The 24,774-nt window shown below is 64.3% G+C and carries 22 protein-coding genes; all 22 read right to left on the bottom strand.

What is annotated here, in order from left to right:
* Nucleotides 1–1,395: a F0F1 ATP synthase subunit beta gene (gene atpD / locus WS51_RS11360; RefSeq protein WP_011882816.1), complete on the bottom strand. Its 1,395-nt coding sequence runs from the start codon at nucleotides 1,393–1,395 to the stop codon at nucleotides 1–3.
* Nucleotides 1,396–1,461: 66 nt separating this feature from the next.
* Nucleotides 1,462–2,337, bottom strand: a complete 876-nt coding sequence (atpG, locus tag WS51_RS11355; protein ID WP_059452572.1) for a F0F1 ATP synthase subunit gamma — start codon at nucleotides 2,335–2,337, stop codon at nucleotides 1,462–1,464.
* A 69-nt stretch (nucleotides 2,338–2,406) separates the two neighbouring features.
* On the bottom strand, nucleotides 2,407–3,948 hold the full coding sequence (gene atpA, locus WS51_RS11350) for a F0F1 ATP synthase subunit alpha (protein ID WP_059452571.1): 1,542 nt from the start codon (nucleotides 3,946–3,948) through the stop codon (nucleotides 2,407–2,409).
* A 44-nt stretch (nucleotides 3,949–3,992) separates the two neighbouring features.
* Nucleotides 3,993–4,532, bottom strand: coding sequence for a F0F1 ATP synthase subunit delta (locus WS51_RS11345; protein ID WP_059505582.1), 540 nt, complete (start codon nucleotides 4,530–4,532; stop codon nucleotides 3,993–3,995).
* 2 nt (nucleotides 4,533–4,534) lie between these two features.
* Complete coding sequence (locus tag WS51_RS11340; protein ID WP_006477283.1) at nucleotides 4,535–5,005, bottom strand: F0F1 ATP synthase subunit B; 471 nt, start codon at nucleotides 5,003–5,005, stop codon at nucleotides 4,535–4,537.
* A gap of 129 nt (nucleotides 5,006–5,134) precedes the next feature.
* On the bottom strand, nucleotides 5,135–5,404 hold the full coding sequence (gene atpE, locus WS51_RS11335) for a F0F1 ATP synthase subunit C (protein ID WP_006482730.1): 270 nt from the start codon (nucleotides 5,402–5,404) through the stop codon (nucleotides 5,135–5,137).
* A gap of 75 nt (nucleotides 5,405–5,479) precedes the next feature.
* On the bottom strand, nucleotides 5,480–6,331 hold the full coding sequence (atpB, locus tag WS51_RS11330) for a F0F1 ATP synthase subunit A (protein ID WP_059452569.1): 852 nt from the start codon (nucleotides 6,329–6,331) through the stop codon (nucleotides 5,480–5,482).
* Nucleotides 6,332–6,441: 110 nt separating this feature from the next.
* Nucleotides 6,442–6,966 carry an ATP synthase subunit I gene (locus WS51_RS11325; RefSeq protein ID WP_059505635.1) on the bottom strand — a complete coding sequence of 175 codons (525 nt, stop codon included), beginning with the start codon at nucleotides 6,964–6,966 and terminating at the stop codon, nucleotides 6,442–6,444.
* Between the two features lie 556 nt (nucleotides 6,967–7,522).
* Entirely contained in the window at nucleotides 7,523–8,653 is a 1,131-nt protein-coding gene (locus WS51_RS11320) for an SLC13 family permease (RefSeq protein ID WP_059546379.1), read from the bottom strand.
* Between the two features lie 13 nt (nucleotides 8,654–8,666).
* Nucleotides 8,667–9,560: a ParB/RepB/Spo0J family partition protein gene (locus WS51_RS11315; protein ID WP_059452566.1), complete on the bottom strand. Its 894-nt coding sequence runs from the start codon at nucleotides 9,558–9,560 to the stop codon at nucleotides 8,667–8,669.
* A 31-nt stretch (nucleotides 9,561–9,591) separates the two neighbouring features.
* A complete protein-coding gene (locus WS51_RS11310) occupies nucleotides 9,592–10,371 on the bottom strand; it encodes a ParA family protein (protein ID WP_069229214.1) in 780 nt (259 codons plus the stop codon).
* 51 nt (nucleotides 10,372–10,422) lie between these two features.
* Nucleotides 10,423–11,109, bottom strand: coding sequence for a 16S rRNA (guanine(527)-N(7))-methyltransferase RsmG (gene rsmG / locus WS51_RS11305; protein WP_069229213.1), 687 nt, complete (start codon nucleotides 11,107–11,109; stop codon nucleotides 10,423–10,425).
* Nucleotides 11,106–13,076, bottom strand: a complete 1,971-nt coding sequence (mnmG, locus tag WS51_RS11300) for a tRNA uridine-5-carboxymethylaminomethyl(34) synthesis enzyme MnmG (RefSeq protein ID WP_060128256.1) — start codon at nucleotides 13,074–13,076, stop codon at nucleotides 11,106–11,108. The genes rsmG and mnmG overlap by 4 nt, the downstream gene beginning before the upstream one ends.
* A 477-nt stretch (nucleotides 13,077–13,553) precedes the next feature.
* The gene (locus tag WS51_RS11295) at nucleotides 13,554–14,309 is read right to left on the bottom strand and encodes an ABC transporter ATP-binding protein (protein WP_059505592.1); all 756 of its coding nucleotides are present in this window, start codon (nucleotides 14,307–14,309) and stop codon (nucleotides 13,554–13,556) included.
* Complete coding sequence (locus WS51_RS11290; RefSeq protein ID WP_060022185.1) at nucleotides 14,309–16,093, bottom strand: branched-chain amino acid ABC transporter ATP-binding protein/permease; 1,785 nt, start codon at nucleotides 16,091–16,093, stop codon at nucleotides 14,309–14,311. Before WS51_RS11290 ends, WS51_RS11295 begins: the two co-directional genes overlap by 1 nt.
* 4 nt (nucleotides 16,094–16,097) lie before the next feature.
* Nucleotides 16,098–17,153, bottom strand: a complete 1,056-nt coding sequence (locus WS51_RS11285; RefSeq protein WP_059452560.1) for a branched-chain amino acid ABC transporter permease — start codon at nucleotides 17,151–17,153, stop codon at nucleotides 16,098–16,100.
* Nucleotides 17,154–17,354: 201 nt separating this feature from the next.
* Nucleotides 17,355–18,512 (bottom strand): ABC transporter substrate-binding protein, encoded by a 1,158-nt coding sequence (locus WS51_RS11280; RefSeq protein ID WP_059452559.1) that lies wholly within the window; start codon nucleotides 18,510–18,512, stop codon nucleotides 17,355–17,357.
* A 1,117-nt stretch (nucleotides 18,513–19,629) separates the two neighbouring features.
* Nucleotides 19,630–20,604: a branched-chain amino acid ABC transporter permease gene (locus WS51_RS11275; RefSeq protein WP_069229967.1), complete on the bottom strand. Its 975-nt coding sequence runs from the start codon at nucleotides 20,602–20,604 to the stop codon at nucleotides 19,630–19,632.
* Complete coding sequence (locus tag WS51_RS11270) at nucleotides 20,604–21,488, bottom strand: branched-chain amino acid ABC transporter permease (RefSeq protein WP_059465975.1); 885 nt, start codon at nucleotides 21,486–21,488, stop codon at nucleotides 20,604–20,606. The genes WS51_RS11275 and WS51_RS11270 overlap by 1 nt, the downstream gene beginning before the upstream one ends.
* A 111-nt stretch (nucleotides 21,489–21,599) precedes the next feature.
* Entirely contained in the window at nucleotides 21,600–22,799 is a 1,200-nt protein-coding gene (locus tag WS51_RS11265) for an ABC transporter substrate-binding protein (protein ID WP_059452556.1), read from the bottom strand.
* A 76-nt stretch (nucleotides 22,800–22,875) separates the two neighbouring features.
* Complete coding sequence (locus WS51_RS11260) at nucleotides 22,876–23,631, bottom strand: ABC transporter ATP-binding protein (protein WP_059465973.1); 756 nt, start codon at nucleotides 23,629–23,631, stop codon at nucleotides 22,876–22,878.
* A complete protein-coding gene (locus tag WS51_RS11255) occupies nucleotides 23,628–24,407 on the bottom strand; it encodes an ABC transporter ATP-binding protein (protein ID WP_059505601.1) in 780 nt (259 codons plus the stop codon). The genes WS51_RS11260 and WS51_RS11255 overlap by 4 nt, the downstream gene beginning before the upstream one ends.
* Nucleotides 24,408–24,774: the final 367 nt, after the last annotated feature.

Raw genomic sequence — 24,774 nt, 5'->3', positions numbered from 1 at the left:
TTACTGGATCTTCTTGGCCTTTTCGAAGGCTTCGTCGATCGTGCCGACCATGTAGAACGCCTGTTCCGGCAGGTGGTCGCACTCGCCGTCGACGATCATCTTGAAGCCACGGATCGTTTCCTTCAGCGGCACGTACTTGCCCGGCGAGCCCGTGAACACTTCAGCGACGTGGAACGGCTGCGACAGGAAACGCTGGATCTTACGCGCACGTGCGACCGACAGCTTGTCTTCCGGCGACAGTTCGTCCATGCCCAGAATCGCGATGATGTCGCGCAGTTCCTTGTAGCGCTGCAGCGTCTGCTGAACGCGACGGGTGATCGTGTAGTGCTCTTCACCGATCACGTTCGGGTCGATCTGGCGCGACGTCGAGTCGAGCGGGTCGACCGCCGGGTAGATACCCAGCGAAGCGATGTCACGCGACAGAACGACGGTTGCGTCCAGGTGGCCGAAGGTGGTTGCCGGCGACGGGTCGGTCAAGTCGTCCGCAGGGACGTACACGGCCTGAACCGACGTAATCGAGCCCTTCTTGGTCGACGTGATGCGTTCCTGCAGCTTGCCCATTTCTTCAGCCAGCGTCGGCTGATAGCCCACTGCCGACGGCATACGGCCGAGCAGTGCCGACACTTCGGTACCGGCCAGCGTGAAACGGTAGATGTTGTCGACGAAGAACAGCACGTCGAGGCCTTCGTCACGGAAGTGCTCGGCCATCGTCAGGCCGGTCAGCGCGACGCGCAGACGGTTGCCCGGCGGCTCGTTCATCTGGCCGTACACCAGCGCGACCTTGTCGAGAACGTTCGAGTCCTTCATTTCGTGGTAGAAGTCGTTCCCTTCACGGGTACGCTCGCCCACGCCCGCGAACACGGAGTAACCGCCGTGTTCCTTCGCGATGTTGTTGATGAGCTCCATCATGTTGACGGTCTTGCCCACGCCAGCACCGCCGAACAGGCCGACCTTGCCGCCCTTCGCGAACGGGCAAATCAGGTCGATGACCTTGATACCCGTTTCGAGCAGTTCGGTCGACGGCGACAGTTCGTCGAACGCCGGAGCCTTCTGGTGGATCGAACGCGTATGTTCGCTTTCGATCGGACCGGCTTCGTCGATCGGACGGCCGAGCACGTCCATGATACGACCGAGGGTCGGCTTGCCGACCGGCACCGAAATCGGCTTCGCCGTGTTCTTCACGGTCAGGCCGCGGCGCAGGCCGTCGGATGCACCCAGACAAATGGTACGGACCACGCCGTCGCCCAGCTGCTGCTGGACTTCGAGCGTCAGTTCCGAGCCATCGAGAATGAGCGCGTCGTAGATCTTCGGCATGCTGTCGCGCGGGAATTCCACGTCGATAACGGCGCCGATGCACTGTACGATCTTGCCTTCTACCAAAGCAGCAGTACTCATCGCTTTTCCTTTAAATACCTGATTCTTTACTCGCGCAAAGGCGCAGTTGTCGTCCCGGGCGCGCGCTTAAACAGCGGCTGCGCCGCCGACGATCTCCGACAGTTCTTTCGTAATCGCGGCCTGGCGGCTCTTGTTGTATACGAGCTGCAGTTCGCTGATCACCGTCTTCGCGTTGTCGGACGCGGCCTTCATCGCGACCATCCGCGCCGATTGCTCGGACGCCATGTTCTCCGCGACGGCCTGGTACACCAGCGCCTCGACGTAACGCACGAGCAGTTCGTCGACGACTGCCTGCGCGTCCGGCTCGTAGATGTAGTCCCACGACGTGGCCGGCGTACCGTCATCGGCATCGAAGTGGTCCGACGACAGCGGCAGCAGCTGCTCGATCACGGCTTCCTGCTTCATCGTGTTGACGAAGCGCGTGTAAGCGATATAGACCGCCGACAGCTTGCCTTCCGAGTACAGATCGAGCTGCGTCTTCACGGCGCCGATCAGCTTGTCCAGATGCGGGGTGTCGCCGAGGTGCACGACCTGCGACATCACCTTCGCGCCGAAGCGGTTCAGGAACCCGAGGCCCTTGCCGCCGATCGCGGTGGCTTCGACCTTCTGGCCCTTCTCTTCCAGCTCCTTGAACTTCTGCACCGTCGCACGCAGCACGTTGGTGTTCAGACCGCCGCAAAGACCCTTGTCCGTCGTGACGAGGATGATGCCGGCCGTCTTCGCGCCGTCGTTTGCCACCATGAACGGGTGGCGGTACTCCGGGTTCGCGCGGCTCATGTGCGCGGCGATGGCACGGACCTTGTCCGCGTACGGACGAGCGGCGCGCATGCGTTCCTGCGCGCGGCGCATCTTCGATGCGGCCACCATCTCCATCGCCTTCGTGATCTTGCGCGTGTTCTGCACGCTCTTGATCTTGCCGCGAATTTCCTTCATTCCAGCCATAGCTTGCTCCTTGACCGAAGCGGCGCGGGCGCATCAGCACCCGCGCGGCCTCAGTGTGTCACTCGCGGATCAATAGGCACCCGACTTCTTGAAGGATTCGATCGCCGCGCGCAGCGCGCCTTCGTCGTCCTTCGAGAGATCCTTGGTGTCTTCGATGCGCTTGATGAGGTCAGCGTGGCTGGTCTTCAGGTTGTCGCGCAGGCCCTTCTCGAACGACAGCACTTGCTTCACGTCGAGGTCGTCGAGGTAGCCGTTGTTCGCGGCGTACAGCGACACGGCCAGTTCCCACACCTGCAGCGGCTGGTACTGCGGCTGCTTCAGCAGTTCCGTCACGCGGCGGCCGCGCTCGAGCTGCTTGCGGGTCGCTTCGTCGAGGTCCGATGCGAACTGCGCGAATGCCGCCAGTTCACGGTACTGCGCGAGGTCGGTACGGATACCGCCCGACAGCTTCTTCACGACCTTCGTCTGAGCGGCGCCACCGACTCGCGACACCGACACGCCGGCGTTGATTGCCGGGCGGATGCCTGCGTTGAACAGGTCGGTTTCCAGGAAGATCTGGCCGTCGGTAATCGAGATCACGTTCGTCGGAACGAATGCGGTCACGTCGCCAGCCTGCGTTTCGATGACCGGCAGTGCCGTCAGCGAGCCGCTCTTGCCCTTCACTTCGCCGTTCGTGAACTTCTCGACGTACTCTTCCGACACGCGAGCCGCGCGCTCGAGCAGACGCGAGTGCAGATAGAACACGTCGCCCGGATATGCTTCACGGCCCGGCGGACGGCGCAGCAGCAGCGAGATCTGACGGTATGCCCAGGCTTGCTTGGTCAAGTCGTCATAGATGATCAGCGCGTCCTGGCCGCGATCGCGGAAGTATTCGCCCATCGTGCAGCCGGCGTACGGTGCGAGGTACTGCATCGCAGCCGAGTCCGAAGCCGAAGCGGCGACGACGATCGTGTATTCGAGCGCGCCCGTTTCTTCGAGCTTGCGCACCACGTTCATGATCGACGAAGCCTTCTGGCCGATCGCGACGTAGATACAGATCAGGTCCTTGCCCTTCTGGTTGATGATCGCGTCGAGCGCCACCGCGGTCTTGCCGCACTGACGGTCGCCGATGATCAGCTCACGCTGGCCACGGCCGATCGGCACCATCGCGTCGATCGACTTGATGCCCGTCTGCACCGGCTGCGACACCGACTTACGCCAGATCACGCCCGGGGCGATCTTTTCGATCGCGTCGGTCAGCTTCGCGTTGACCGGGCCCTTGCCGTCGATCGGGTTGCCGAGCGCGTCGACCACGCGGCCGACGAGTTCCGGACCAACCGGGACTTCCAGAATGCGGCCCGTCGTCTTGACGACGTCGCCTTCCGAGATGTGTTCGTATTCGCCGAGAATCACCGCGCCGACCGAGTCGCGCTCGAGGTTCAGCGCGAGGCCGAACGTGTTGCCCGGAAACTCGAGCATTTCGCCCTGCATCACGTCCGACAGGCCGTGGATGCGCACGATACCGTCGGTCACGGAGATCACGGTGCCCTGGTTGCGAACGTCTGCGCTCGCTTCAAGGCCCTGGATCCGGCTCTTGATCAGCTCGCTGATCTCAGAGGGATTGAGTTGCATTATTCGCTCCTGATAGTCAATTCTGTTGCGTGCCGGCGTGGCGCTCAGGCGGTCAAGGCAGCCTGCATCGATGCGAGGCGCGCGCGAACCGAGGTGTCGAGCACTTCGTCGCCGACCGTCACGCGCACGCCGCCGATCAGCGACGAATCGACTTCGACCGTCGGCTTCAGCTTGCGCTTGAACTTGCGTTCGAGGCCAGCGACGAGACTTTCGAGATCCGCGCCGTTCAGCGGGAACGCGCTCACGATCTCGGCGTCGGCTGCACCTTCACGTTCGTTCTTGAGCGCCTCGAACTGCTCGGCGATTTCCGGCAGCAGCGCGATGCGATGATTGTCGACCAGCATCTGCACGAAGTTCTTCGCTTCGGCGCCGGCCGCGAGCGGCGACTTCACCGCAGCAAGCAGCAGCTCGGCCACTTGCGTGCGCGTCACCTTCGGGCTCGACGCGACCGACAGCACTTCCGGCAGACGCGCAACCTGGGCCAGCTCTTGCACGAGCGTGGACCAGGCGGCGATGTCACCTCCCTCGGCCACGCGGAACAGCGCTTCTGCGTAAGGGCGGGCGATGGTTGCAAGTTCGGCCATGATCAGAGCTCGGCTTTCAGTTGATTCAGCAGTTGGGCGTGGGCCGTTTGATCGACTTCGCGCTTCAGGATCTGCTCGGCGCCCTTCACGGCCAGCGCGGCGACTTCGCCACGCAGCGCTTCGCGCGCCTTCACGATTTGCTGTTCTGCTTCCGCTTTCGCCTGGGCGACGATGCGGGCGGCTTCAGCCTGGGCGTTGGCCTTGATTTCCTCGGCGACCGCCTGTGCACGCTTTTCGGCGTCGGCGATGCGCTGCTGGCCGTCGTTGCGGGCCTGCGCGAGTTCCTGGTCCACGCGCTTGTGCGCTGCGTCGAGTTCCGCCTTGCCCTTCTCCGCGGCGGCGAGGCCGTCGGCGATCTTCTTCGAACGTTCGTCGAGGGCGTTGATCAACGGCGGCCACACGAATTTCATCGTGAACCACGCGAGGACCAGGAACACGACCATTTGCGCAAACAGAGTTGCGTTGAGATTCACGGTGTTTCCTTATCTGCTATTCCGGAAAAATGAAACGGTAAGGCGCTCATCGAGTTGCATTCGATCAGCGCCCCAAGTCTCCGTTCCGCCCTGCGCCGGCTTGCGCCGGGCGCATATTTCCGAGGAACCTTAGCCTGCGAGCTTCGACAGGAGCGGGTTCGCGAACGCGAACAGCATTGCGACACCAACGCCGATCAGGAATGCAGCGTCGATCAGGCCGGCCAGCAGGAACATCTTCGTTTGCAGCGGGTTGATGAGTTCCGGCTGACGTGCGCAGGCTTCGATGTACTTGCCACCCATCAGCGCGATACCGATACAGGCGCCGATTGCACCCAGGCCGATGATGATGCCGATACCGATGGCGGTCAGACCCTGGATGTTGGCGATGTAAGCTTGCATGATCACTCCTTTGTGAAAAGACTTGGAACTGAGATTTAAAAAACTAAAACGGAAACTCTTTTTTGCACGCCGCGCTTAGTGCTTGTCGTGCGCCTGGCCGAGATACACCAGCGTCAGCATCATGAAAATGAATGCCTGCAACAGAACAATCAGGATGTGGAAGATTGCCCAGACGCTACCCGCGATCACGTGACCAACGAAGCCGAGGAACGTTGCGTCGCCACCGAAGCTCCACATGCTGCCGAGCAGGGCGATCAACAGGAACAACAGCTCACCCGCGTACATGTTGCCGAACAGCCGCATGCCGAGCGAAACGGTCTTTGCGAGATATTCGACGATGTTCAACGCGAGGTTCGGGATCCACAGCAGCGGGTGTGCGCCGAACGGAGCCGACAGCAGCTCGTGCACAAAGCCGCCCGCGCCCTTGATCTTGATGCTGTAGTAGATCATCAGGACGAACACGCCGAGCGCGATGCCGAGCGTGCCGTTCAGGTCGGCCGTCGGGACGATGCGATGGTGGGAAATCACGTCCGACAGACCGAGCAGGCCGATGATGCGGCCCGGCAGGTCGACGGGGAGGAAGTCGAGGGAGTTCATCAGCGCGACCCACACGAAGACCGTGAGGGCGAGCGGAGCGATGAACGCGCGGTTGCCGTGGACGATGGCCTTCGATTGATCTTCGACCATTTCGACGAGCATCTCGATCGCGCACTGGAAACGGCCCGGCACGCCCGAGGTCGCCTTGCGGGCGGCCAGACGCAGCAGGACGATCGTCACGATGCCGCACACGATCGACCAGAACAGCGTGTCGAGGTTCCAGACGTGGATATCGAAAATCGACGTCTGATGCGAGGTGGAGAAATTCTGCAAGTGGTGCGCAATGTACTCGGACGGATCCGGACTGCGCGTGCCTTCGCTAGCTGCCATATCGTTAATGCCACCCAAATTGTCGAAAATCGTTTTGCCCCGTTCCGCAATACGCTATTGCGGGAACGGGCCGGTGCGGTTCGTTGTCGAAACCGCACGCTGCTTGTTGCTTACCGCCAGGCCAGCGCGATCCAGTACGTCTTCAGCACGACGAGGTAGGTGACGAGGAGTGCCGGCCAGTGCACGCCGGCATAGCCGTACGCCACCGCGGCGAACATCCCGATCGTCACGCCGAGCTTCAGGGCTTCGCCCATCACCCAGCTCATCACGGTGGCCGAACCACCTGCCTTCAGTCGTGCCACGAACAACGCGCTTGGCACCCAGCCGATCGCCCCGCCCAGAAACGCGGATTGCGCAGCGGCGCCCGGCGACTTCGAAAACAGCCACCACGCCAGCGTTGCAACCAGGGACAAGACCACCTGCGCGATCACCACCTTGTAGGGGGTCACGCGCGACGGCTTGCTCACGTTCGGACCGAACAGCCTCTCGGCTTCCGTCCGCGTGAGCGGAACGATGTTGTTATCTTGCTGCTCGGCATCCCAGTCTTCATCGGACTCGCGCCGTTCGCCGGCCGCTGAAGCGGTGCGTTGCGCTCGGGGACCATCGTGCCTGTCGTTCGGCGCCTGACCCGCCATCGCAATCTTCCGCAAAATCCTTGAACCCGGCCCCAAGCTTTCCGAAAGCTTTCAGGGGTGCCTAGCTAACAAATCCGGGCGATTGTAAGCGATAGTTGCAGGTGATTCAAGGCTTTAGACGCGACAAAAACCTGCGTAAAACGACGCCTCATCATGTGAAAAACGCGCGCAGCGACGACGTACGATGACAGTTGTAAGGTCGGTTTTTTGCACCGGTATTTCCTGCCCGAAAACGTGCGGTGCCGACCCAGCGACATGAGCGCGACGTCTGGTGCGGGTGCCACCGGCGCGGCGCGATCGCGACAGGAATTCTGCTGTGACGCGATCATGCGAAATGCCCCGGCGCCGCAATGCATGACCAAGGGAAATGCTGTGACCATCGCGGCTGGCGCGATACGGGGAAATACGCTCGAACCGAGCGCGCCGACGCGTGCAATCAGTTGTTGCGCCACCACAGTCGAGCGACTGTGGTGGCGCAACACTTATCAACAGGCCCGAACTCACAACGAGCAGGAACGCTGTGCGCGCCCGTCGCGAGGCTTGCAGTACGCATCGCTCAGCCGTGAACGAGCAGCCACGCGCCCAACGCCGCGCTCACCAGCGCGAACGGAATCGACACGAGGTGAAACGGCAGCCACATGCGCGGCTCCTTCGCGAGTCGCACCGCGATCAGGTTCGCGAGCGAACCGATCGCGAAGCCGAAGCCGCCCACCGATACGCCGAACGCGAGCGCCCGCCAGTCGTGCGTGAATTCCGACAGCAGAATCGCCGCCGGCACGTTGCTGATTCCCTGTGACACAATCGCGCCCGCCGCGAACACACGCAGCGGTGAATCGAGATGGGTTCGCGCGATCGCATCGTGGACGACCGGCAGCGCGGCCGCGCTGCGCAGCACGACGAACATCAGCACGAAAATCAGCAGCAGCAGCCAGTCGATCTTCAGGACTGCGTCACGCCTCGCCACCAGCAGCGCGATCACCACGCCCACCAGGCCCGGCAAGGGATTATGTGCGTCGGCGAGCAGCACGAACGCACCGAACAACACCGCCGCGAGCAGCGCATGCAGACGCTGTACGGGAACGGTCTCGACGTCTCCCGACAGATCCAGCGGCTTCGCGCGAAACGCGCACGCCGTCAGCACGAGAAGCAGCGCCATCAACGCCAGTGCAAGCGGCCCGAGCGCGACGACGAAGCGGCCGAACGACACGCCGCTCAATTGCCACAGGAACAGGTTCTGGGGATTGCCGAGCGGCGTCGCGACGGAGCCCGCATTGACGGCCAGCGCGACGACGATCACGAGCCGCCGGAACGGCAACGGCGTCAACGTGCGCAGCGATACCATCAGCGGCACGACGACGAACAGCGCGACATCGTTGGTGAGCCACATCGCGAGTGCCGCCGCGAACACGACGAGCAGCATCGCAAGCCCGCGCTCGGAATGCACGTGATGCACGATGCGATGCGCGAGCCACATCAGGCATCCGGACAGTTCGAGTGCCTTGGTCAGCATCAGCAGTCCGGCGAGCGTCGCGACGGTCTGCCAGTCGACGAGAGCCGTCAGCGCGGCAATTGGTTGTGGACGCAACCATTGAAGAACAATCAGCGCAAGCGCCAGCACCGTCAGTACGGGCTCCTGCAAAAGCCAGCCAAGCCACCGGCGCGGCGCCGGCGCGCCCGTGTTTTCCATCGGTCGCGCCTCGTTATTCTTCGGTCGCGACGTTGCCGCGCAAGCGCGCAAGAATGCCCTCGAGCGCATCGAGGTTACCGAAGTCGATCATCACCTGCCCTCGCCCACGGCGGCCGAGCTTGATCTTCACATTCGATGCGAGCAGGTCGGACAGCTCTTCCTCGAGACGGCGCGTGTCGCGGCCGCCGTCGTCCTTCGCGCGCGCCTTCACCGCCGGCGCTTCCTTCGTCGTATGCGCGACCAGCTTCTCGGTCTCGCGCACCGACATGCGCTTGTTGACGACCTGGTGCGCGAGCGTGATCTGCGTCGCGGCATCGACCGCAAGCAGCGCGCGCGCATGACCCATGTCGAGATCGCCGGCCAGCAGCATCGTCTGCACCGGCGCTGCGAGGTTCAGCAAACGCAGCAGGTTCGATACCGCACTGCGCGAGCGGCCGACCGATTCGGCTGCCTGCTCGTGCGTGAAACCGAACTCGTCGAGCAGGCGCTGGATACCGTGCGCCTCTTCCAGCGGATTCAGATCCTCGCGCTGAATGTTCTCGATCAGCGCCATCGCGGCGGCGGCCTGGTCGGACACGTCCTTCACGAGCACCGGCACTTCTTCGAGGCCGGCCAGTCGCGCCGCGCGGAAACGCCGCTCACCCGCGATGATTTCGTATTTGTCAGACGAAATAGGTCGTACCAGGATCGGCTGCATCACGCCTTGTGCGCGAATGCTGGCCGCCAGCTCCTGCAGACTGCCTTCGTCCATCCGCGTGCGCGGCTGGTACTTGCCGGCCTGCAGCTTGCCGAGCGCGAGCGTGTTCGGTGCGCCTTCGATCTTCACCGCTTCGGTGATGTCCGCACTGCCGCCGAGCAGCGCCTCGAGGCCACGTCCCAAGCCCTTCTTCTTTGGTACCGCGTTCATGTCTTTCTTCCTCGCTTCGCTCATGTCCGGATCACGACACCTCGAACGCGCGCACGCGATCGATCATCTCGGCACCGAACTGGAGATACGCCTGCGCACCACGCGAGTTACGGTCGAATACGACGCCCGGCAACCCGTAACTCGGCGCTTCCGCCAAGCGCACGTTGCGCGGAATCACCGCGTCGAACACCTTGTCGCCGAAGTGCGCTTTCAGTTGATCGGAGACTTGCTGCTGCAGCGTGATGCGCGGATCGAACATCACGCGCAGCAAGCCGATGATCTTCAGGTCGCGATTCATGTTCGCGTGAACCTGCTTGATCGTATTGACGAGATCGGACAATCCTTCCAGCGCGAAGTATTCGCATTGCATCGGGATCACGACGCCATGCGCCGCACACAGCCCGTTCAGCGTCAGCAGCGACAGTGTCGGCGGGCAATCGATCAATACGAAGTCGTAGTCGTCGGCCACGTGTTCGAGCGCAGCCTTCAACCGTCGCTCGCGATTATCGATGCTGATCAGCTCGATCTCGGCACCGGACAGTTCACGGTTGGCCGGCAGCACGTCGTACGTGACGCCTTCCGGACGCACGCGCGCCTCCGTGACCGATACGCCGTCGACCAACACTTCGTACACGGTCGACTCGCAGGCAGCCTTGTCGATCCCGCTGCCCATCGTCGCGTTGCCCTGCGGGTCGAGATCGATCAGCAGGACACGTTGCTCCTGCGCTGCAAGGCTTGCGGCGAGATTGACCGATGTCGTCGTCTTGCCGACGCCCCCCTTCTGGTTCGCAACGCAGAAGATCTTTGCCATCGTTGGTGTGTTCCCTTTACCTTCAAACAAACGGCGCGCTACCGCACGCCTTCAATTCGCCTCGTCGACGGCGACCTCGATCAGATGCCGTTCGGCATCGAGCATCGGCACAGCCAGCCGCATCGTCTGCTTTACGCGACTGCCCTCCGGCAGGCGTGCAATTTCGTCGTCCGGGTGGACACCCTTCATTGCCCAGATCGACCCGCCGGGCGCGACGAGATGTCGAGCAAGTTTAACGAAGTCGGATAGATCCGCGAAAGCGCGGGATACGATCATGTCGAACTTTTCCGGCACTTCGACACCCGGCTGCAGCGATTCGACACGCCCGGTGACGACAGACAGATTCGCGAGCTTCAGCTCGGCGCGCATCTGCGTCTGGAACGCAGACTTCTTGTGCACGATGTCGTTTAGCGTGACCTGCCAGTCCGGCTGGACGATCGCCAGCACGATCCCGGGCAGCCCGCCGCCCGATCCCACGTCGAGCACGCGCGCCGATGCACGGCCGCGCAGATGCGGAACGATGGAGAGCGAATCGAGAATGTGCTGGATCAGCATCTGCTTCGGGTCGCGGATCGCGGTCAGGTTGTAGACCGCGTTCCACTTGCCGAGCAGCGCGACATAGTCGAGCAGCTGGTTGCGTTGTGTATCCGTCAATGCAATGTCGAGCGCGGCTGCGCCATCGACCAGCATCTGTTCCAGTACGTCCCGATTAACCGCCGGCGCGCGACGCGCCGTCATTGTTGCGTCGGGACGGTGCCGCCCCCCTGTTCCGCCACCTCTGCTGCGGTACCGTTACGACGACCAAGGCCGCGCCGCTTCAGGTGCACCATCAGCAGCGAGATCGCAGCCGGCGTGACGCCCGAGATACGCGATGCCTGCCCGATCGTTTCCGGGCGGAACTCGTTGAGCTTCTGACTCACTTCGAAGGACAGGCCGCGCACCTCGCGATAGTCGATACCGTCCGGCAGGCGCGTGTTCTCGTTCGCATCGTTGCGCTCGATCTCGCTGGCCTGACGCTCGATATAGCCCTGATATTTGATGCCGATCTCGACCTGTTCCTTGATCTGTTCGAGCAACACCGGATCGTCGGCCAGCGCCTCTGCCGGCGCGCATTCGCCGCCCTTCAGCCCGCACACACCGTCGTAGCTGATCCCCGGGCGGCGCAGCAGCTCGGCGAGGCTGTACTCGTGATCGATCGGCTTGCCGAGCAACGCGGTCGCCTCTTCGGGCGGCAGCGTCTTCGGCGTGACCCACGTCGACTTCAGCCGTTCGGTTTCACGTGAAACAGCGTCGCGCTTCCGGCTGAACGCGTCCCACCGCACGTCGTCGACGAGGCCCAGTTCGCGGCCGATTTCGGTCAGGCGCATGTCCGCATTGTCTTCACGCAGGCTCAGACGGTACTCGGCACGGCTGGTGAACATCCGGTACGGCTCCGCCACGCCACGCGTGACGAGGTCGTCGACCAGCACGCCCAGGTAGGCCTGGTCGCGGCGCGGGCACCACGCGTCCTTTTCCTGCACGTAGCGGCCTGCATTCAGACCAGCCAGCAGCCCTTGTGCGGCTGCTTCTTCGTAGCCGGTGGTGCCGTTGATCTGGCCCGCAAAGAACAGCCCGTTGATCGCCTTCGTTTCGAGCGACGCCTTCAGCGCGCGCGGGTCGAAATAGTCGTATTCGATCGCGTAGCCGGGACGCAGGATGTGCGCGTTCTCGAGGCCGCGCATCGAGTGCACAAGTTCGAGCTGCACGTCGAACGGCAGGCTCGTCGAAATCCCGTTCGGGTAGAACTCGTTGGTCGTCAGCCCTTCCGGCTCGAGGAAGATCTGATGCGATTCCTTCGATGCGAACCGGTGGATCTTGTCCTCGATCGACGGGCAATAACGCGGGCCGACGCCTTCGATCACGCCTGTATACATCGGCGAACGGTCGAGGCCGCCGCGAATGATGTCGTGCGTGCGCTCGTTCGTGTGCGTAACCCAGCACGGCAGCTGCTGCGGATGCTGCTCCGCACGGCCCAGGAACGAGAACACGGGGATCGGATCGAGGTCACCCGGCTGCTCGTCCAGCTTCGAGAAGTCGATCGAGCGGCCATCGATGCGCGGCGGCGTACCGGTCTTCAGGCGGCCCTGCGGCAGCTTCAGCTCCTTCAGGCGAGCCGACAGCGACACGGCGGCCGGATCGCCCGCGCGACCGCCCGTGTAATTGTTCAGGCCGACGTGGATCTTGCCGTCGAGGAACGTACCGGCCGTCAGCACGACCGCCCGCGCGCGGAAGCGGATGCCGATCTGCGTGACGGCGCCGACCACGCGGTCGCCTTCGACCATCAGGTCGTCGACGGCCTGCTGAAACAACCACAGGTTCGGCTGGTTCTCGAGCCGGCGACGGATTGCGGCCTTGTACAGGATGCGGTCGGCCTGCGCACGCGTCGCACGCACGGCCGGGCCTTTCGACGAGTTGAGGATCCGGAACTGAATACCGCTCTCGTCCGTCGCGGCGGCCATCGCGCCGCCGAGCGCATCGACTTCCTTGACCAGATGGCCCTTGCCAATGCCGCCGATCGACGGATTGCAGCTCATCTGGCCGAGCGTTTCGATGTTATGGGTCAACAGCAGCGTCTTCGCACCCATACGGGCCGATGCCAACGCGGCTTCCGTGCCGGCGTGCCCGCCACCGACGACGATGACGTCAAATTCTGTGGGAAAAAGCATGGTGGATTCCGCGCGCAGGACTGCGCACGAACCTATCTGAGAAATGTATGGGCCGAATTATAGCGGGTTCGCTTTTCACCCGAAGGCCGTCCGAATGGTAGGGCCGGTTCATTTGGTCGATTTCTTCGGCCAACCGGCCGAGCTTTGCGGTGTCACGTGCTTCGGTGGCGCCGCCGCGACCTCGCACACTGCCAGGCTGTGCGCAATCGCGCAGCCGCCAGCGGTTCGCCAGCGCAGCTATTGCTTGCACCATCACAGCATTTTCGATCGAGCTTCCTGTGCTTATCCCCTGTGCCGTTTGGGTCGTGTCCATCGAGCACTGTCACTTACCAGCCGCTCTCGTCACAGGGATTCCGCTTGTTGCCCCGGCACTTGTCCCCACGCCTGATTCACCGACGCATCGCCCTCTTTCGGAAAACAAAAACGGCGTGTTTCACGTGAAACACGCCGCCCGTTCCCTGCCGACCGCCCGAACCATCAAGCCGTTTTCTTCGCCAACCCCAGGTATGTTTCGATCACTCGCGGGTTCTGTGCCAGTTCGGCCGCCGGCCCTTCCAGCGCGAACTCTCCCGTCTCCAACACATAGCCGTAGTCCGAGATCTGCAGTGCCGCGCGAGCGTTCTGCTCGATCAACAGCGTCGCGACGCCTGTGCCGCGTAACGCGCTGATGATATGAAAAATCTCCTTCACGATCAGCGGTGCCAGCCCGAGGCTGGGCTCGTCGAGCATCAGCAGATCCGGTTTGCCCATCAGCGCGCGGCCCACCGCCAGCATTTGCCGCTCTCCTCCCGACAGCGTCCCGGCCGCCTGCTTGCGGCGCTCCTTGAGCCGCGGAAACAGCTCAAACACGTGGTCGAGCTGGTCGAGGAAATTCGACTCGCCTGCCAGCTTGCGGCGATACGCGCCCAGCACGAGGTTATCCTCGACCGTCATCGTGCTGAACAGCTCGCGCTTTTCCGGTACGAGGCACATCCCGCGCGCGACACGCTGTTCGACCGGCAGCGCGCCCACGTCGTTGCCGCGGTATACGACGGCCCCCGACGCATGCCCGGTCACCGGCAATGCGCCCATGATTGCGTTCAGCAGCGTCGATTTGCCGGCCCCGTTCGGGCCGATCACGCTGACGATCTGCCCGGCGCCGACCTTGATCGCCGCTCCGTGCAGCGCCTCTACCTTCCCGTATCGCACCGCCAGGCCGCGCACGTCGAGAATCGGCATCGTCGTCTCCGCCATCATTCCACCCCGCCCAGATATGCTTCGAGCACCGCAGGATCCTGCTGCACGTCCTGCGGCAGTCCTTCCGCGATCCGCGTGCCGAATTCCATCACCACCAGCCGGTCGGTGAGATTCATCACGAAATCCATGTCATGTTCCACGAGCAACACGCTCATACCTTCCGCTTTCAGACGCCGCAGCAGCTGCGCGAGCTGCTGCTTCTCCTGGTAGCGCAGCCCGGCGGCCGGTTCATCGAGCAGCAGCAGCGTCGGATCGCAGCACAGCGCGCGCGCGATTTCGAGAATCCGCTGCTGACCGAGCGCGAGGCTGCCCGCTTCGTCGTACATGTGCGTCTCCAGCCCGACGCGGCGGATCTGCCGTGCCGCCTCGGCCAGCAGTTGCGCTTCCTCATGCGCGTTGAGCCGCGCGATGCTGCGCCACACGCCCGTATGGCCGCGCAGGTGCGCGCCGATCGCGACGTTCTCGAGCACCGTCATCGTCGGCAACAGCTTCACGTGCTGGAACGTCCGGCCGATTCCGCGCCGGACGATCTGGCGCGACGTGAGCCCGTTAATTCGCTCGCCGCGGAACGTGATCGTGCCACCGGTCGGCTGCAGCACGCCGGTCACGAGGTTGAACGTGGTCGACTTGCCGGCACCGTTCGGGCCGATCAGCCCGATGATCTGCCCCGCTTTCACGTCGAAGCTGACATCGTTGACGGCCACCAGCCCGCCGAACTGCTTGCGCGCGTTGTCGACGACGAGCAGCGGCTCGCCCGCCACCGGCTTCGCGCGCTGCGGCAGCGGGTCGGCATGGTCGGGCGCATGGGCGCGCGGCCCGCGCGGGAACAGCTTCGCGACGAACGGCCACACGCCCTGGCGCGCGTACTGCAGCAGCAGCACCATCAGCACGCCGAACACGATGATCTCGAAGTTGCCCTCCGAGCCGAGCAGCTTCGGCAACAGCGTCTGCAGATAATCCTGCAGCACGGTCAGGATCGCCGCCCCGAGCACCGCGCCCCACACATGCGATACGCCGCCGACCACGGCCATGAACAGGAATTCGATGCCGTGGTTCAAGCCGAACGGGGTCGGGTTCACCGCGCGCTGCAGATGCGCGTACAGAAAGCCCGATACCGCAGCCAGAACGGCGGCGTAAACGAAGATCACGACACGCATCCACGCGGTGTTGACGCCCATCGCCTCGGCCATCACGCCGCCGCCGCGCAATGCGCGGATCGCGCGGCCCGGCCGGCTGTTGAGCAGGTTCTGCACCGACACGATCGCGGCCAGCACGACGGCCCAGATCAGGAAGTACAGGCTGCGGCCGCTTCCGAGCTCGATGCCGAACAGGTTCAGTGCCGGAATCCCGTTGATCCCGTCGTACTTGCCGAGCACTTCGAGATTGCCGAACAGGTAGAACAACGCGAGGCCCCATGCGATCGTGCCGAGCGGCAGGAAGTGCCCGGACAGGCGCATCGTGACCGCGCCGAGCACGAGCGCGACCAGCGCCGTTAGCGCGACGCCGACGATCAGCGCGAGCCATGGCGACACACCGTAGCGCGTCGTCAGGAATGCGGTCGCATACGCGCCGATGCCGACGAACGCGGCCTGTCCGAAGCTCGTCATCCCGCCGACGCCCGTCAGCAGCACGAGCCCGATCGCGACGATCGCGTAGAGGCCGATGTAGTTCAGCAGCGTGATCCAGTATTCGGGCACCTGCAGCGCGCCGGGCAGCACCGGCAGCGCGAACAGCACCACGAGAAACACCCAGAAGGTCTTGTTGCGGACGATCGTCTTCATCGCTTTACTCCTCTTCCTCTTCCGCGTGCGGAGTCGCGAAACTGCGCCACAGCAGCACCGGGATGATCAGCGTGAACACGATCACTTCCTTGTACGCGCTCGCCCAGAACGACGAATACGATTCGAGCACGCCCACCAGCAGCGAGCCGGCGGCCGCGAGGGGATAGCTGACCAGCCCGCCGATGATCGCGCCGACGAAACCCTTCAGGCCGATCAGGAAGCCGGAGTCGTAATAGATCGTCGTCAGCGGACCGACGAGGATCCCGGACAGCACGCCGAGCCCGGCCGCCAGCGTGAACGCCAGGCGCCCCGCTTCGGTCGTGCCGATGCCGACGAGCCGCGCGCCGAGCCGGTTCACCGACGTCGCGCGCAGCGCCTTGCCGGCGATCGTGCGGCCGAAGTACACGTACAGCGCAGCGATCAGCACCAGCGCGGTCACGACCACCAGAATGCTCTGTACCGACACGGTCATGCTGCCGACCGACAGCGACGTGTCCGCGAAGCCGGTGGTGCGCGAGCCTTCGGCGCCGAACATCACCAGCCCGAGGCCAACCATCGCGAAATGGACGGCGACGGACACGATCAGCAGCAGCAGCGTCGTGCCTTCGGCGATCGGCTGATAGACGAGCCGGTAGACGAACGGCCCCATCGGCACGACGATCGCGAGCGTCAGCGCGATCTGCGCGAGCATCGGCATTGGCTGCGCGGCAACGCTGCGCGTGATCGCGAACACCGCGAGCGGCAGCAATACGTAGCGGCTGCCGAGCGTGGCGAGCGTGCGGCCGAGCTGATGACGGCGTTCGCGATGGCGGATCAACCCGCCGACTTCCAGCAGGAAGCATGCGATGCCCATCACGAACAGCAGCCAGCAGGTGGCGGGGAATTTCTGCGCCTGCAACGCCGCAAGCGTGAGCGCACCATAGGCGACGAATTCGCCCTGGGGAATGAAGATCACCCGCGTGACGGAAAACACCAGCACGAGCGCCAGCGACAGCAATGCATAAATGGCGCCGGTCGTGATGCCGTCTTGCGCGAGGATCGCCGCAATCGAGAGATCCATACGTTTCGTGTGTCGAGAATGCTGCGGAGAAACGAAAGACGGGAATGACCGCGGCGCACGCGCGGCAAGATCGGCGCGTCGGGCGCGACGCGGCGGGCCCCGGTGATTCGATGCGGCAGCGGAACGGCCCGGCAGGCCCGCGCCGCTGCCCACGGCGGGCACGGCGCCGTTCGCGCCGCACCCGCCGGTTTCATGTGGTGCTTACTCGGCCTGCAGCTTCCACTTGCCGTCGACGATCTGCACCATCACGCGCGCACGCGTGTCGAAGCCGTTGTGATCGGTCGGCGTCGTGTTGATCACGCCATGCGACACGGGCAGGTCCTTCACGCTCTCGAGCGACGCGCGCAGCGCCTCGCGGAACGCCTCGGTGCCCGGCTGGCCCTTCTTCAGCGCCTCGGGAATCGCACGCTGCAGCAACAGCCCCGCATCCCACGCGTGGCCGCCGAAGGTCGACAGCGAGCCCGCGCCGTACGCCTTCTCGTACGCGGCCTTGTAGCCGAGCGCCGGCTTCTTCACCGGATTCGAATCGGGCAGCTGGTCGGTCACGAGCACCGGGCCGGCCGGCAGGATCTCGCCTTCGCAATCCTTGCCGCACACGCGCAGGAAGTCGTTGTTCGCGACGCCGTGCGTCTGATACACCTTGCCCTTGTAGCCACGCTCCTTCAGCGTCTTGGCAGGCAGCGCGGCCGGCGTGCCGGACCCGGCGATCAGCACCGCATCGGGATTCGCGCCCATCAGCTTGAGCACCTGCCCCATCACCGACGCGTCGGTGCGGTTATAGCGTTCGTTCGACACGAGCTTCAGCCCGTTCTTCTCCGCCGCCGCGCTGAACGTCTTGTACCAGCTGTCGCCATACGCATCGGCGAAGCCGATGAAGCCGACCGTCTTCACGCCGTGCTTGGCCATGTAGCCGGCGATCGCATCGGCCATCAGCTGGTCGTTCTGCGGCACCTTGAACATCCACGCGCGCTTCGCGTCCATCGGCGAGATGATCTGCGCGCTCGCCGCGAGCGAGATCGTCGGCGTCTTGCCCTGCGACACCGGGTCGAGCATCGCGAGCGAGTTCGGCGTGACGGACGAACCGATGATCGCGTCCACGTGATCCTCGTCGATCAGCTTGCGCACGTTCTGCACCGCGCGGCTCGTGTCGGACGCATCGTCGAGCACGATGTACTGGACGCTCTTGCCCGCGATTTCCTTCGGCAGCAGCGCGATCGTGTTCTTTTCCGGAATCCCGAGCGAGGCGGCCGGCCCGGTGGCCGACAGCGTCACACCGATCTTCACCTGCGCCGACGCCGTGGCCGCCGCGCACACGAGGCCCGCGGCAAGCAGACCCTCCATCCATCGATTCATCTTCATTTACGTTGTCTCCAAACGCTGCTCGAAAAATCCGCGGGTCGCTCGGGCGGCTCCCGGTCCTCAAACAAGTTAATAATTTAACTATCTCGCCGTACCGCGCCTACGCTCGTTTTCCCGTGAAACGCCGCGCCGCCATCCAGCCCCGGCGATACCGCGCGTGCGCGTCGCGGCGCATGCCGAAACGGCCCTACGCCCGCCACGATGCGCGGCGGCAATGTCGTCAGGATGAATGAAACGGAGAAATGCGGCGTTGCGCGACACGCGATCGATGCGGACGCAACGATCGCCGGCAGGTCGGCCGGCCCGGCCGGGCTCGGCTCCGCAAGCGGGCAATGCGGGATCGAAAAATCGGCCGTTCATGCGAACGCGAACGAGAGACCGGATGCCGACGCAACGACCGTGGGCGCCGTCGTGCCGGCAAACCGCACCGGAACGCGCATGCCGGCCGCAGGACGGCTCGTGAGCGCCGACGCATACGCGGGCATCCCCGACTCCGCACGAGCGGCGCCAGCCGCCTCTCGCACCGCGATCCATCGTCCCGCGCTTCTCATCCAACCGCACTCCCTCTTCTGCATTTTGCTTGTAGGAGAACTGCCGACCGTTTTCCCGACCGCACGGTCGGCGAAAGCTGAGTGTAACGGACGCTTTTTACGCACGCCAACCGGGTAAGCCCGGACGGCAATGCACGCGCGTGCGCGCCAGCGGCAATCGACCAGCGGAAAGGATGAAAACGGCGAAGACGCGATAAGCGCGGTTGAGGCGGCGCAGAATGCTGACGGCACTCACTCGTTGCACCAGCAACGGAAATTCGCGCACCAAATGAAAAAGCGCTGTTGGATTCCGTCCAACAGCGCTTTGGGGTCCGGGCACTTTGTGCCTCGATTGTCTCCTCGTTCTCCACCTGCAAATTCGTTTCGCGGTGCATCAGAACTGAGACGAAGATTAAAGGACCTTTCACCCTGCGACAACTTAGCATTTACCCCTATGGTGCATCGCCGCACGAAAATGGGGCACCAGTGTTGCCGCGCGGCACCGGCCTGAGGCCATCGAAACGCCGTTCCCGGCCGCGGCGGATGGTGCTTCGCATCAACCCGCCGCACCGGCCGCCGCCATGCGATCAGGACGGCCTGAGCGTCTTGACCCGCGCGACCATCTCGCCGACGATCCCGCGCCGGAACGCAAGCACGCATGCGATGAAGATGAGGCCCGTGACGATCGTCGCCGACTCGCCCAGCGAGTGGAACCAGCCGATGCCGGTCGCCGATGCGAGCCATTCGCCGATGTCGCCGAGCCGGTCCTCCAGCGCGACGATCAGCGCCGCGCCGAGCAACGGCCCGAACAGCGTGCCCATCCCGCCGACGAGCGTCATCAGCACGACGAGGCCCGACATCGTCCAGTACGCGTCGGACAGCGTTTCGAAACCGAGCACCAGCACCTTCAGCGAACCCGCCAGGCCCGCGAGCCCGGCCGACAGGATGAACGCGAGCAGCTTGAAGCGGTCGGTGTCGTAGCCGAGCGAGATCGCGCGCGCCTCGTTCTCCTTGATCGCGACGAGCACCTGGCCGAACGGCGAATGCACGATCCGCACGATGAACGCGCAGGCCGCGACGATCACCGCGAGCACGACGTAGTAGAGCGCGACGTCGTTCGACATGTCGACGAGCCCGAACAAATGCCCGCGCGGCACGCCCTGCAGGCCATCCTCGCCGTGCGTGAACGGCGCCTGCAGGTAGATGAAATAGACCATCTGCGCGAACGCGAGCGTGATCATCGCGAAGTAGATGCCCTGCCGGCGAATGGCGAACAGGCCCACGACCAGCCCGAGCAGCGTCGCGGCGAACGTGCCCGCGAGCACGCCGAGCTCCGGCGTGAAGCCGAGCGTCTGGATCGCATAGCCGGTCGTGTAGCCGGCGGTCGCGAGGAACATCGCATGGCCGAACGACAGCAGCCCCGTATAGCCGATCAGCAGGTTGAACGCGGCCGCGAACAACGCGAACGTGAGCACCTTCATCACGAACACCGGATACGCGCCGATGAACGGCGCGACGAGCAGTGCGGCGAGCAGCGCGCCGTAGAGCACTTTTCTCTGCATCATTTTTCCTTGCCGAACAGGCCCGCCGGGCGGATCAGCAGCACGATCGCCATGATCACGAACACGACCGTGGCCGATGCTTCCGGATAGAACACGCGCGTGAAGCCCTCGATCACGCCGAGCAGCAGCCCGGTGATGATCGAGCCGAGGATCGAGCCCATCCCGCCGATCACGACCACCGCGAACACGGTGATAATCATCGGCTGCCCCATCAGCGGCGACACCTGGATTACCGGCGCCGCGAGCACGCCCGCGAACGCGGCGAGCGCGACGCCGAAGCCGTAGGTGAGCGTGATCATCATCGGCACGTTCACGCCGAACGCCTCGACGAGCTTCGGGTTCTCGGTGCCAGCGCGCAGATAGGCGCCCAGGCGCGTCTTCTCGATCACGAACCACGTCGCGAGACACACCGCGAGCGACGCGACGACCACCCACGCGCGGTAGTTCGGCAGGAACATGAAGCCGAGATTGGTCGCGCCCGCGAGCTGCGACGGCACGTCGTACGGCTGGCCCGACGACCCGTAGATCGAGCGGAACACGCCTTCGACGACGAGCGTGAGACCGAACGTGAGCAGCAGCCCGTACAGGTGATCGAGCTTGTACAGCCAGCGCAGCATCGAGCGCTCGATCAGGATTCCGAACGCACCGACGATCAGCGGCGCGAGCACGAGCATCGCCCAGTACGGCAACGCGAAGTACGACAGACCCATCCACGCGAGCATCGCGCCCAGCATGAACAGCGCGCCGTGCGCGAAGTTGATCACGTTGAGCAGCCCGAAGATCACCGCCAGCCCGAGGCTCAGGATCGCGTAGAACGAGCCGTTGACGAGCCCGAGCAGCAACTGGCTCAGCATCGCCGGCAACGGAATGCCAAAGATTTCCATCGACTTAGCCGTCAGTATGAGTTTCGTTGCGCGCGCAACGTTCTAGCCGTCGCGCGCACGGGCGGCGCAGCGGGCACGTCGCCGCGGCCGCCGCGCGCCGCCATGTCGCGCTTACTTCCACATCGCGCAGCGCGACTCCTGCTTGGTACCGAATGCCTGGTCGCCCGGAATCGTCGCGAGCACCTTGTAGTAGTCCCACGGCTCCTTCGATTCCGACGGCTTCTTTACTTCCATCAGGTACATGTCGTGAATCATGCTGCCGTCCTGGCGGATGAAGCCCTTCGCGTAGAAGTCGTTGATCTTCATCTTCTTCAGCTCGGCCATCACCTTGTCGGAGTCGGTCGTGCCGGCCGCCTGCACGGCCTTCAGGTAGGTCGTCACCGACGAGTAGTCGGCCGCCTGCAGGCTCGACGGCATCTTCTTCATCTTGCCGAAGTAGCGTTGCGCCCACTGGCGCGAGGCCGCGTCGCGGTTCCAGTACCAGCTGTCGGTCAGCACGAGGCCCTGCGTCGTCTCGAGGCCGAGGCTGTGCACGTCGTCGATGAACATCAGCAGCGCGGCGATCTTCATCGTCTTCGTGATGCCGAACTCCTTCGCGGCCTTGATCGAGTTGATCGTGTCGCCGCCCGCGTTCGCGAGGCCCAGGATCTGCGCCTTCGACGACTGCGCCTGCAGCAGGAACGACGAGAAATCCGACGCCGACAACGGGTGCCGCACCGTGCCCAGCACCTGGCCGCCGTTCGCCTTCACGACGTCGGACGTATTCTTCTCGAGCGCCTTGCCGAACGCGTAGTCGGCGGTCAGGAAGAACCAGCTCTTGCCGCCCTGCTTCACCACCGCCGAGCCGGTGCCCTTCGCAAGCGCCATCGTGTCGTACGCGTAGTGCACGGTGTACGGCGTGCACTGCTCGTTGGTCAGCGTGTCGGCGCCCGCGCCGATGTTGATGTAGACCTTCTTCTTCTCGGCCGCGACCTGGTTCATCGACAGCGCGGTCGCGGAGTTCGTGCCGCCGACCAGCAGGTCGAGCCCGCCGCGGTCCATCCATTCGCGCGCCTTCGACGCGGCGATGTCCGCCTTGTTCTGGTGGTCGGCATAGACGACCTCGATCGGCTTGCCGAGCACCTTGCCGCCGAAGTCGGCGACCGCCATCCGGATCGCCTCGAGGCCGCCCTGCCCGTCGATGTCCGCGTACAGCCCCGACATGTCGGTGATGAAGCCGATCTTCACGCTGTCCGCGGCGTGTGCGGCGCCCGCGGTGAATGCTGCGGTCGCGACCGCGAGACACGCGTGTGCGAGGGTCTTCATTTTCATTGACGTCTCCTGTTGTTCTGATGCGTTGTGGTTGTTCGAGGCCGCCACGGCTAGCGGCAAGGGAAACGGGGCGGCGTCACACCCCGAGCAGGTCGTGAAGGATCGGCATCTTGCCTTCCAGTTCGGATGAGCGGAAATGCTCGACGATGCGGCCATGTTCCATCACGTAGAAGCGATCGGCGAGCGGCGCGGCGAAGCGGAAATTCTGTTCGACCATCACGACCGTGTAGCCGCGCGCCTTCAGCGCGACGATCATGCGCGCAAGCGCCTGCACGATCACCGGCGCGAGGCCTTCGGAAATCTCGTCGAGCAGCAGCAGGTTGGCGCCGGTGCGCAGGATCCGCGCCACCGCGAGCATCTGCTGCTCGCCGCCGGACAGCCGCGTGCCCTGGCTCTGCCGGCGCGACGCGAGGTTCGGGAACATCGCGTAGATCTCGTCGAGCGACATCGCATGCTCGCGCGGCCCGATCGGCGGCGGCAGCATCAGGTTCTCCTCGCACGACAGGCTCGAGAAGATGCCGCGCTCCTCCGGGCAATAGCCGACGCCGAAATGCGCGATGCGATGCGTCGCGAGGCCGATCGTCTCGTTGCCCGCGACCTTGATCGAGCCGCTGCGCCGGCCGGTGAGGCCCATGATCGCGCGCAGCGTCGTGGTGCGGCCCGCGCCGTTGCGGCCGAGCAGCGTGACGACCTCGCCGCGATGAACGCTCAGGTCGACACCGTGCAATATGTGGGATTCCCCGTACCAGGCCTCGAGGCCCGTGATCTCCAGCGCGGGCGTGCCGCTTTCGACGCCGCTCAATTCGCGTTCCTCCCGTTCGCTGTGCTTCATGCGTGCGCCCCCGCGAGTGCCGCATCGGCGCTGCCCATGTACGCCTCGATCACGAGCGGATTCTTCGACACTTCCGCATACGACCCTTCGGCCAGCACCTCGCCGCGCTGCAGAACGGTGATCGTGTCGGAGATGCCGGCGATCACGTTCATGTTGTGCTCGACCATCAGGATCGTGCGGCCGCTCGCGACCTTCTTGATCAGCGCGGTCACGCGGTCGACGTCCTCGTGGCCCATCCCTTGCGTGGGCTCGTCGAGCAGCATCAGTTCGGGCTCCATCGCGAGCGTCGTCGCGATCTCGAGCGCGCGCTTGCGGCCGTACGCGAGCTCGACCGTCGGCACGTGCGCGAAATCGGTGAGGCCGACCTGCGTGAGCAGGTCCATCGCGCGATCGTCGAGGCGCCGCAACGTGCGCTCGCTGCGCCAGAAGTGGAATTCGGTACCGAGCGTGCGCTGCAGGCCGATGCGCACGTTCTGCAGCGCAGTCAGGTGCGGGAACACCGCCGAGATCTGGAACGAACGGATGATGCCGCGACGCGCGACCTGCGCGGGCCGCTCGTCGGTGATGTCGATGCCGTTGAAGACGATCTGGCCGGACGTCGGTGTCAGGAACTTGGTGAGGAGGTTGAAGCAGGTGGTCTTGCCCGCGCCGTTCGGTCCGATCAACGCATGGATCGCACCGCGGCGCACACGCAGGTTGACGCCGTTCACGGCGGTGAAGCCCCGGAATTCCTTCGTCAATCCGCGTGTTTCGAGAATCGTGTCGCCGAGAATCATGTTCCCTTCCGTACGAAGTCAGGCGAAGCATCGGGAAGATTCGCGCAAGCGACGCGAACAGGTCCGCGGATCAGCGGGCTGCCCCCCGGGGCACCGTATTACGCCTCGAGGGTGGTCTCCCGCGCCGACGCGTATGCACACTGCGCAACATTGTCGCGCCGTTGGTGCAGTGCAATCATCGGGATTTGCACTTATAGGGCTGCCCGCCATATAGGACGCGGCTGAGCGCGTATTTCGACGCGTTTTTTTGACGCGCGCATCGTCGGCGGTCGACCCATCGCACGACGCATGCCTGCGCGAATGCGGGCGCGTAACGCTGCGCGTCGGGTCGTCGCGCAACCGGAAGGGTGCGAGCAATGCGCGGCTC

The organism is Burkholderia territorii (assembly GCF_001718335.1).
Lineage (GTDB): Bacteria > Pseudomonadota > Gammaproteobacteria > Burkholderiales > Burkholderiaceae > Burkholderia > Burkholderia territorii.
The sequence above is the reverse complement of the archived record's forward strand: the minus strand, read 5'-3'. Positions and strand labels throughout refer to the sequence as shown.

Bases quoted from the DNA above. Each gene is read 5' to 3' on its own strand.
- atpE (WP_006482730.1), bottom strand. From the start codon at position 5,404: ATGCAAGCTTACATCGCCAACATCCAGGGTCTGACCGCCATCGGTATC.
- WS51_RS11280 (WP_059452559.1), bottom strand. From the start codon at position 18,512: ATGAAGATGAATCGATGGATGGAGGGTCTGCTTGCCGCGGGCCTCGTG.
- atpB (WP_059452569.1), bottom strand. From the start codon at position 6,331: ATGGCAGCTAGCGAAGGCACGCGCAGTCCGGATCCGTCCGAGTACATT.
- WS51_RS11315 (WP_059452566.1), bottom strand. From the start codon at position 9,560: ATGAACGCGGTACCAAAGAAGAAGGGCTTGGGACGTGGCCTCGAGGCG.
- WS51_RS11345 (WP_059505582.1), bottom strand. From the start codon at position 4,532: ATGGCCGAACTTGCAACCATCGCCCGCCCTTACGCAGAAGCGCTGTTC.
- WS51_RS11285 (WP_059452560.1), bottom strand. From the start codon at position 17,153: ATGGATCTCTCGATTGCGGCGATCCTCGCGCAAGACGGCATCACGACC.
- WS51_RS11275 (WP_069229967.1), bottom strand. From the start codon at position 20,604: ATGCAGAGAAAAGTGCTCTACGGCGCGCTGCTCGCCGCACTGCTCGTC.
- WS51_RS11290 (WP_060022185.1), bottom strand. From the start codon at position 16,093: ATGAAGACGATCGTCCGCAACAAGACCTTCTGGGTGTTTCTCGTGGTG.
- mnmG (WP_060128256.1), bottom strand. From the start codon at position 13,076: ATGCTTTTTCCCACAGAATTTGACGTCATCGTCGTCGGTGGCGGGCAC.
- atpD (WP_011882816.1), bottom strand. From the start codon at position 1,395: ATGAGTACTGCTGCTTTGGTAGAAGGCAAGATCGTACAGTGCATCGGC.
- WS51_RS11310 (WP_069229214.1), bottom strand. From the start codon at position 10,371: ATGGCAAAGATCTTCTGCGTTGCGAACCAGAAGGGGGGCGTCGGCAAG.
- WS51_RS11270 (WP_059465975.1), bottom strand. From the start codon at position 21,488: ATGGAAATCTTTGGCATTCCGTTGCCGGCGATGCTGAGCCAGTTGCTG.
- WS51_RS11260 (WP_059465973.1), bottom strand. From the start codon at position 23,631: ATGAAGCACAGCGAACGGGAGGAACGCGAATTGAGCGGCGTCGAAAGC.
- WS51_RS11265 (WP_059452556.1), bottom strand. From the start codon at position 22,799: ATGAAAATGAAGACCCTCGCACACGCGTGTCTCGCGGTCGCGACCGCA.
- atpA (WP_059452571.1), bottom strand. From the start codon at position 3,948: ATGCAACTCAATCCCTCTGAGATCAGCGAGCTGATCAAGAGCCGGATC.
- WS51_RS11325 (WP_059505635.1), bottom strand. From the start codon at position 6,966: ATGGCGGGTCAGGCGCCGAACGACAGGCACGATGGTCCCCGAGCGCAA.
- WS51_RS11295 (WP_059505592.1), bottom strand. From the start codon at position 14,309: ATGGCGGAGACGACGATGCCGATTCTCGACGTGCGCGGCCTGGCGGTG.
- rsmG (WP_069229213.1), bottom strand. From the start codon at position 11,109: ATGACGGCGCGTCGCGCGCCGGCGGTTAATCGGGACGTACTGGAACAG.
- atpG (WP_059452572.1), bottom strand. From the start codon at position 2,337: ATGGCTGGAATGAAGGAAATTCGCGGCAAGATCAAGAGCGTGCAGAAC.
- WS51_RS11320 (WP_059546379.1), bottom strand. From the start codon at position 8,653: ATGGAAAACACGGGCGCGCCGGCGCCGCGCCGGTGGCTTGGCTGGCTT.
- WS51_RS11255 (WP_059505601.1), bottom strand. From the start codon at position 24,407: ATGATTCTCGGCGACACGATTCTCGAAACACGCGGATTGACGAAGGAA.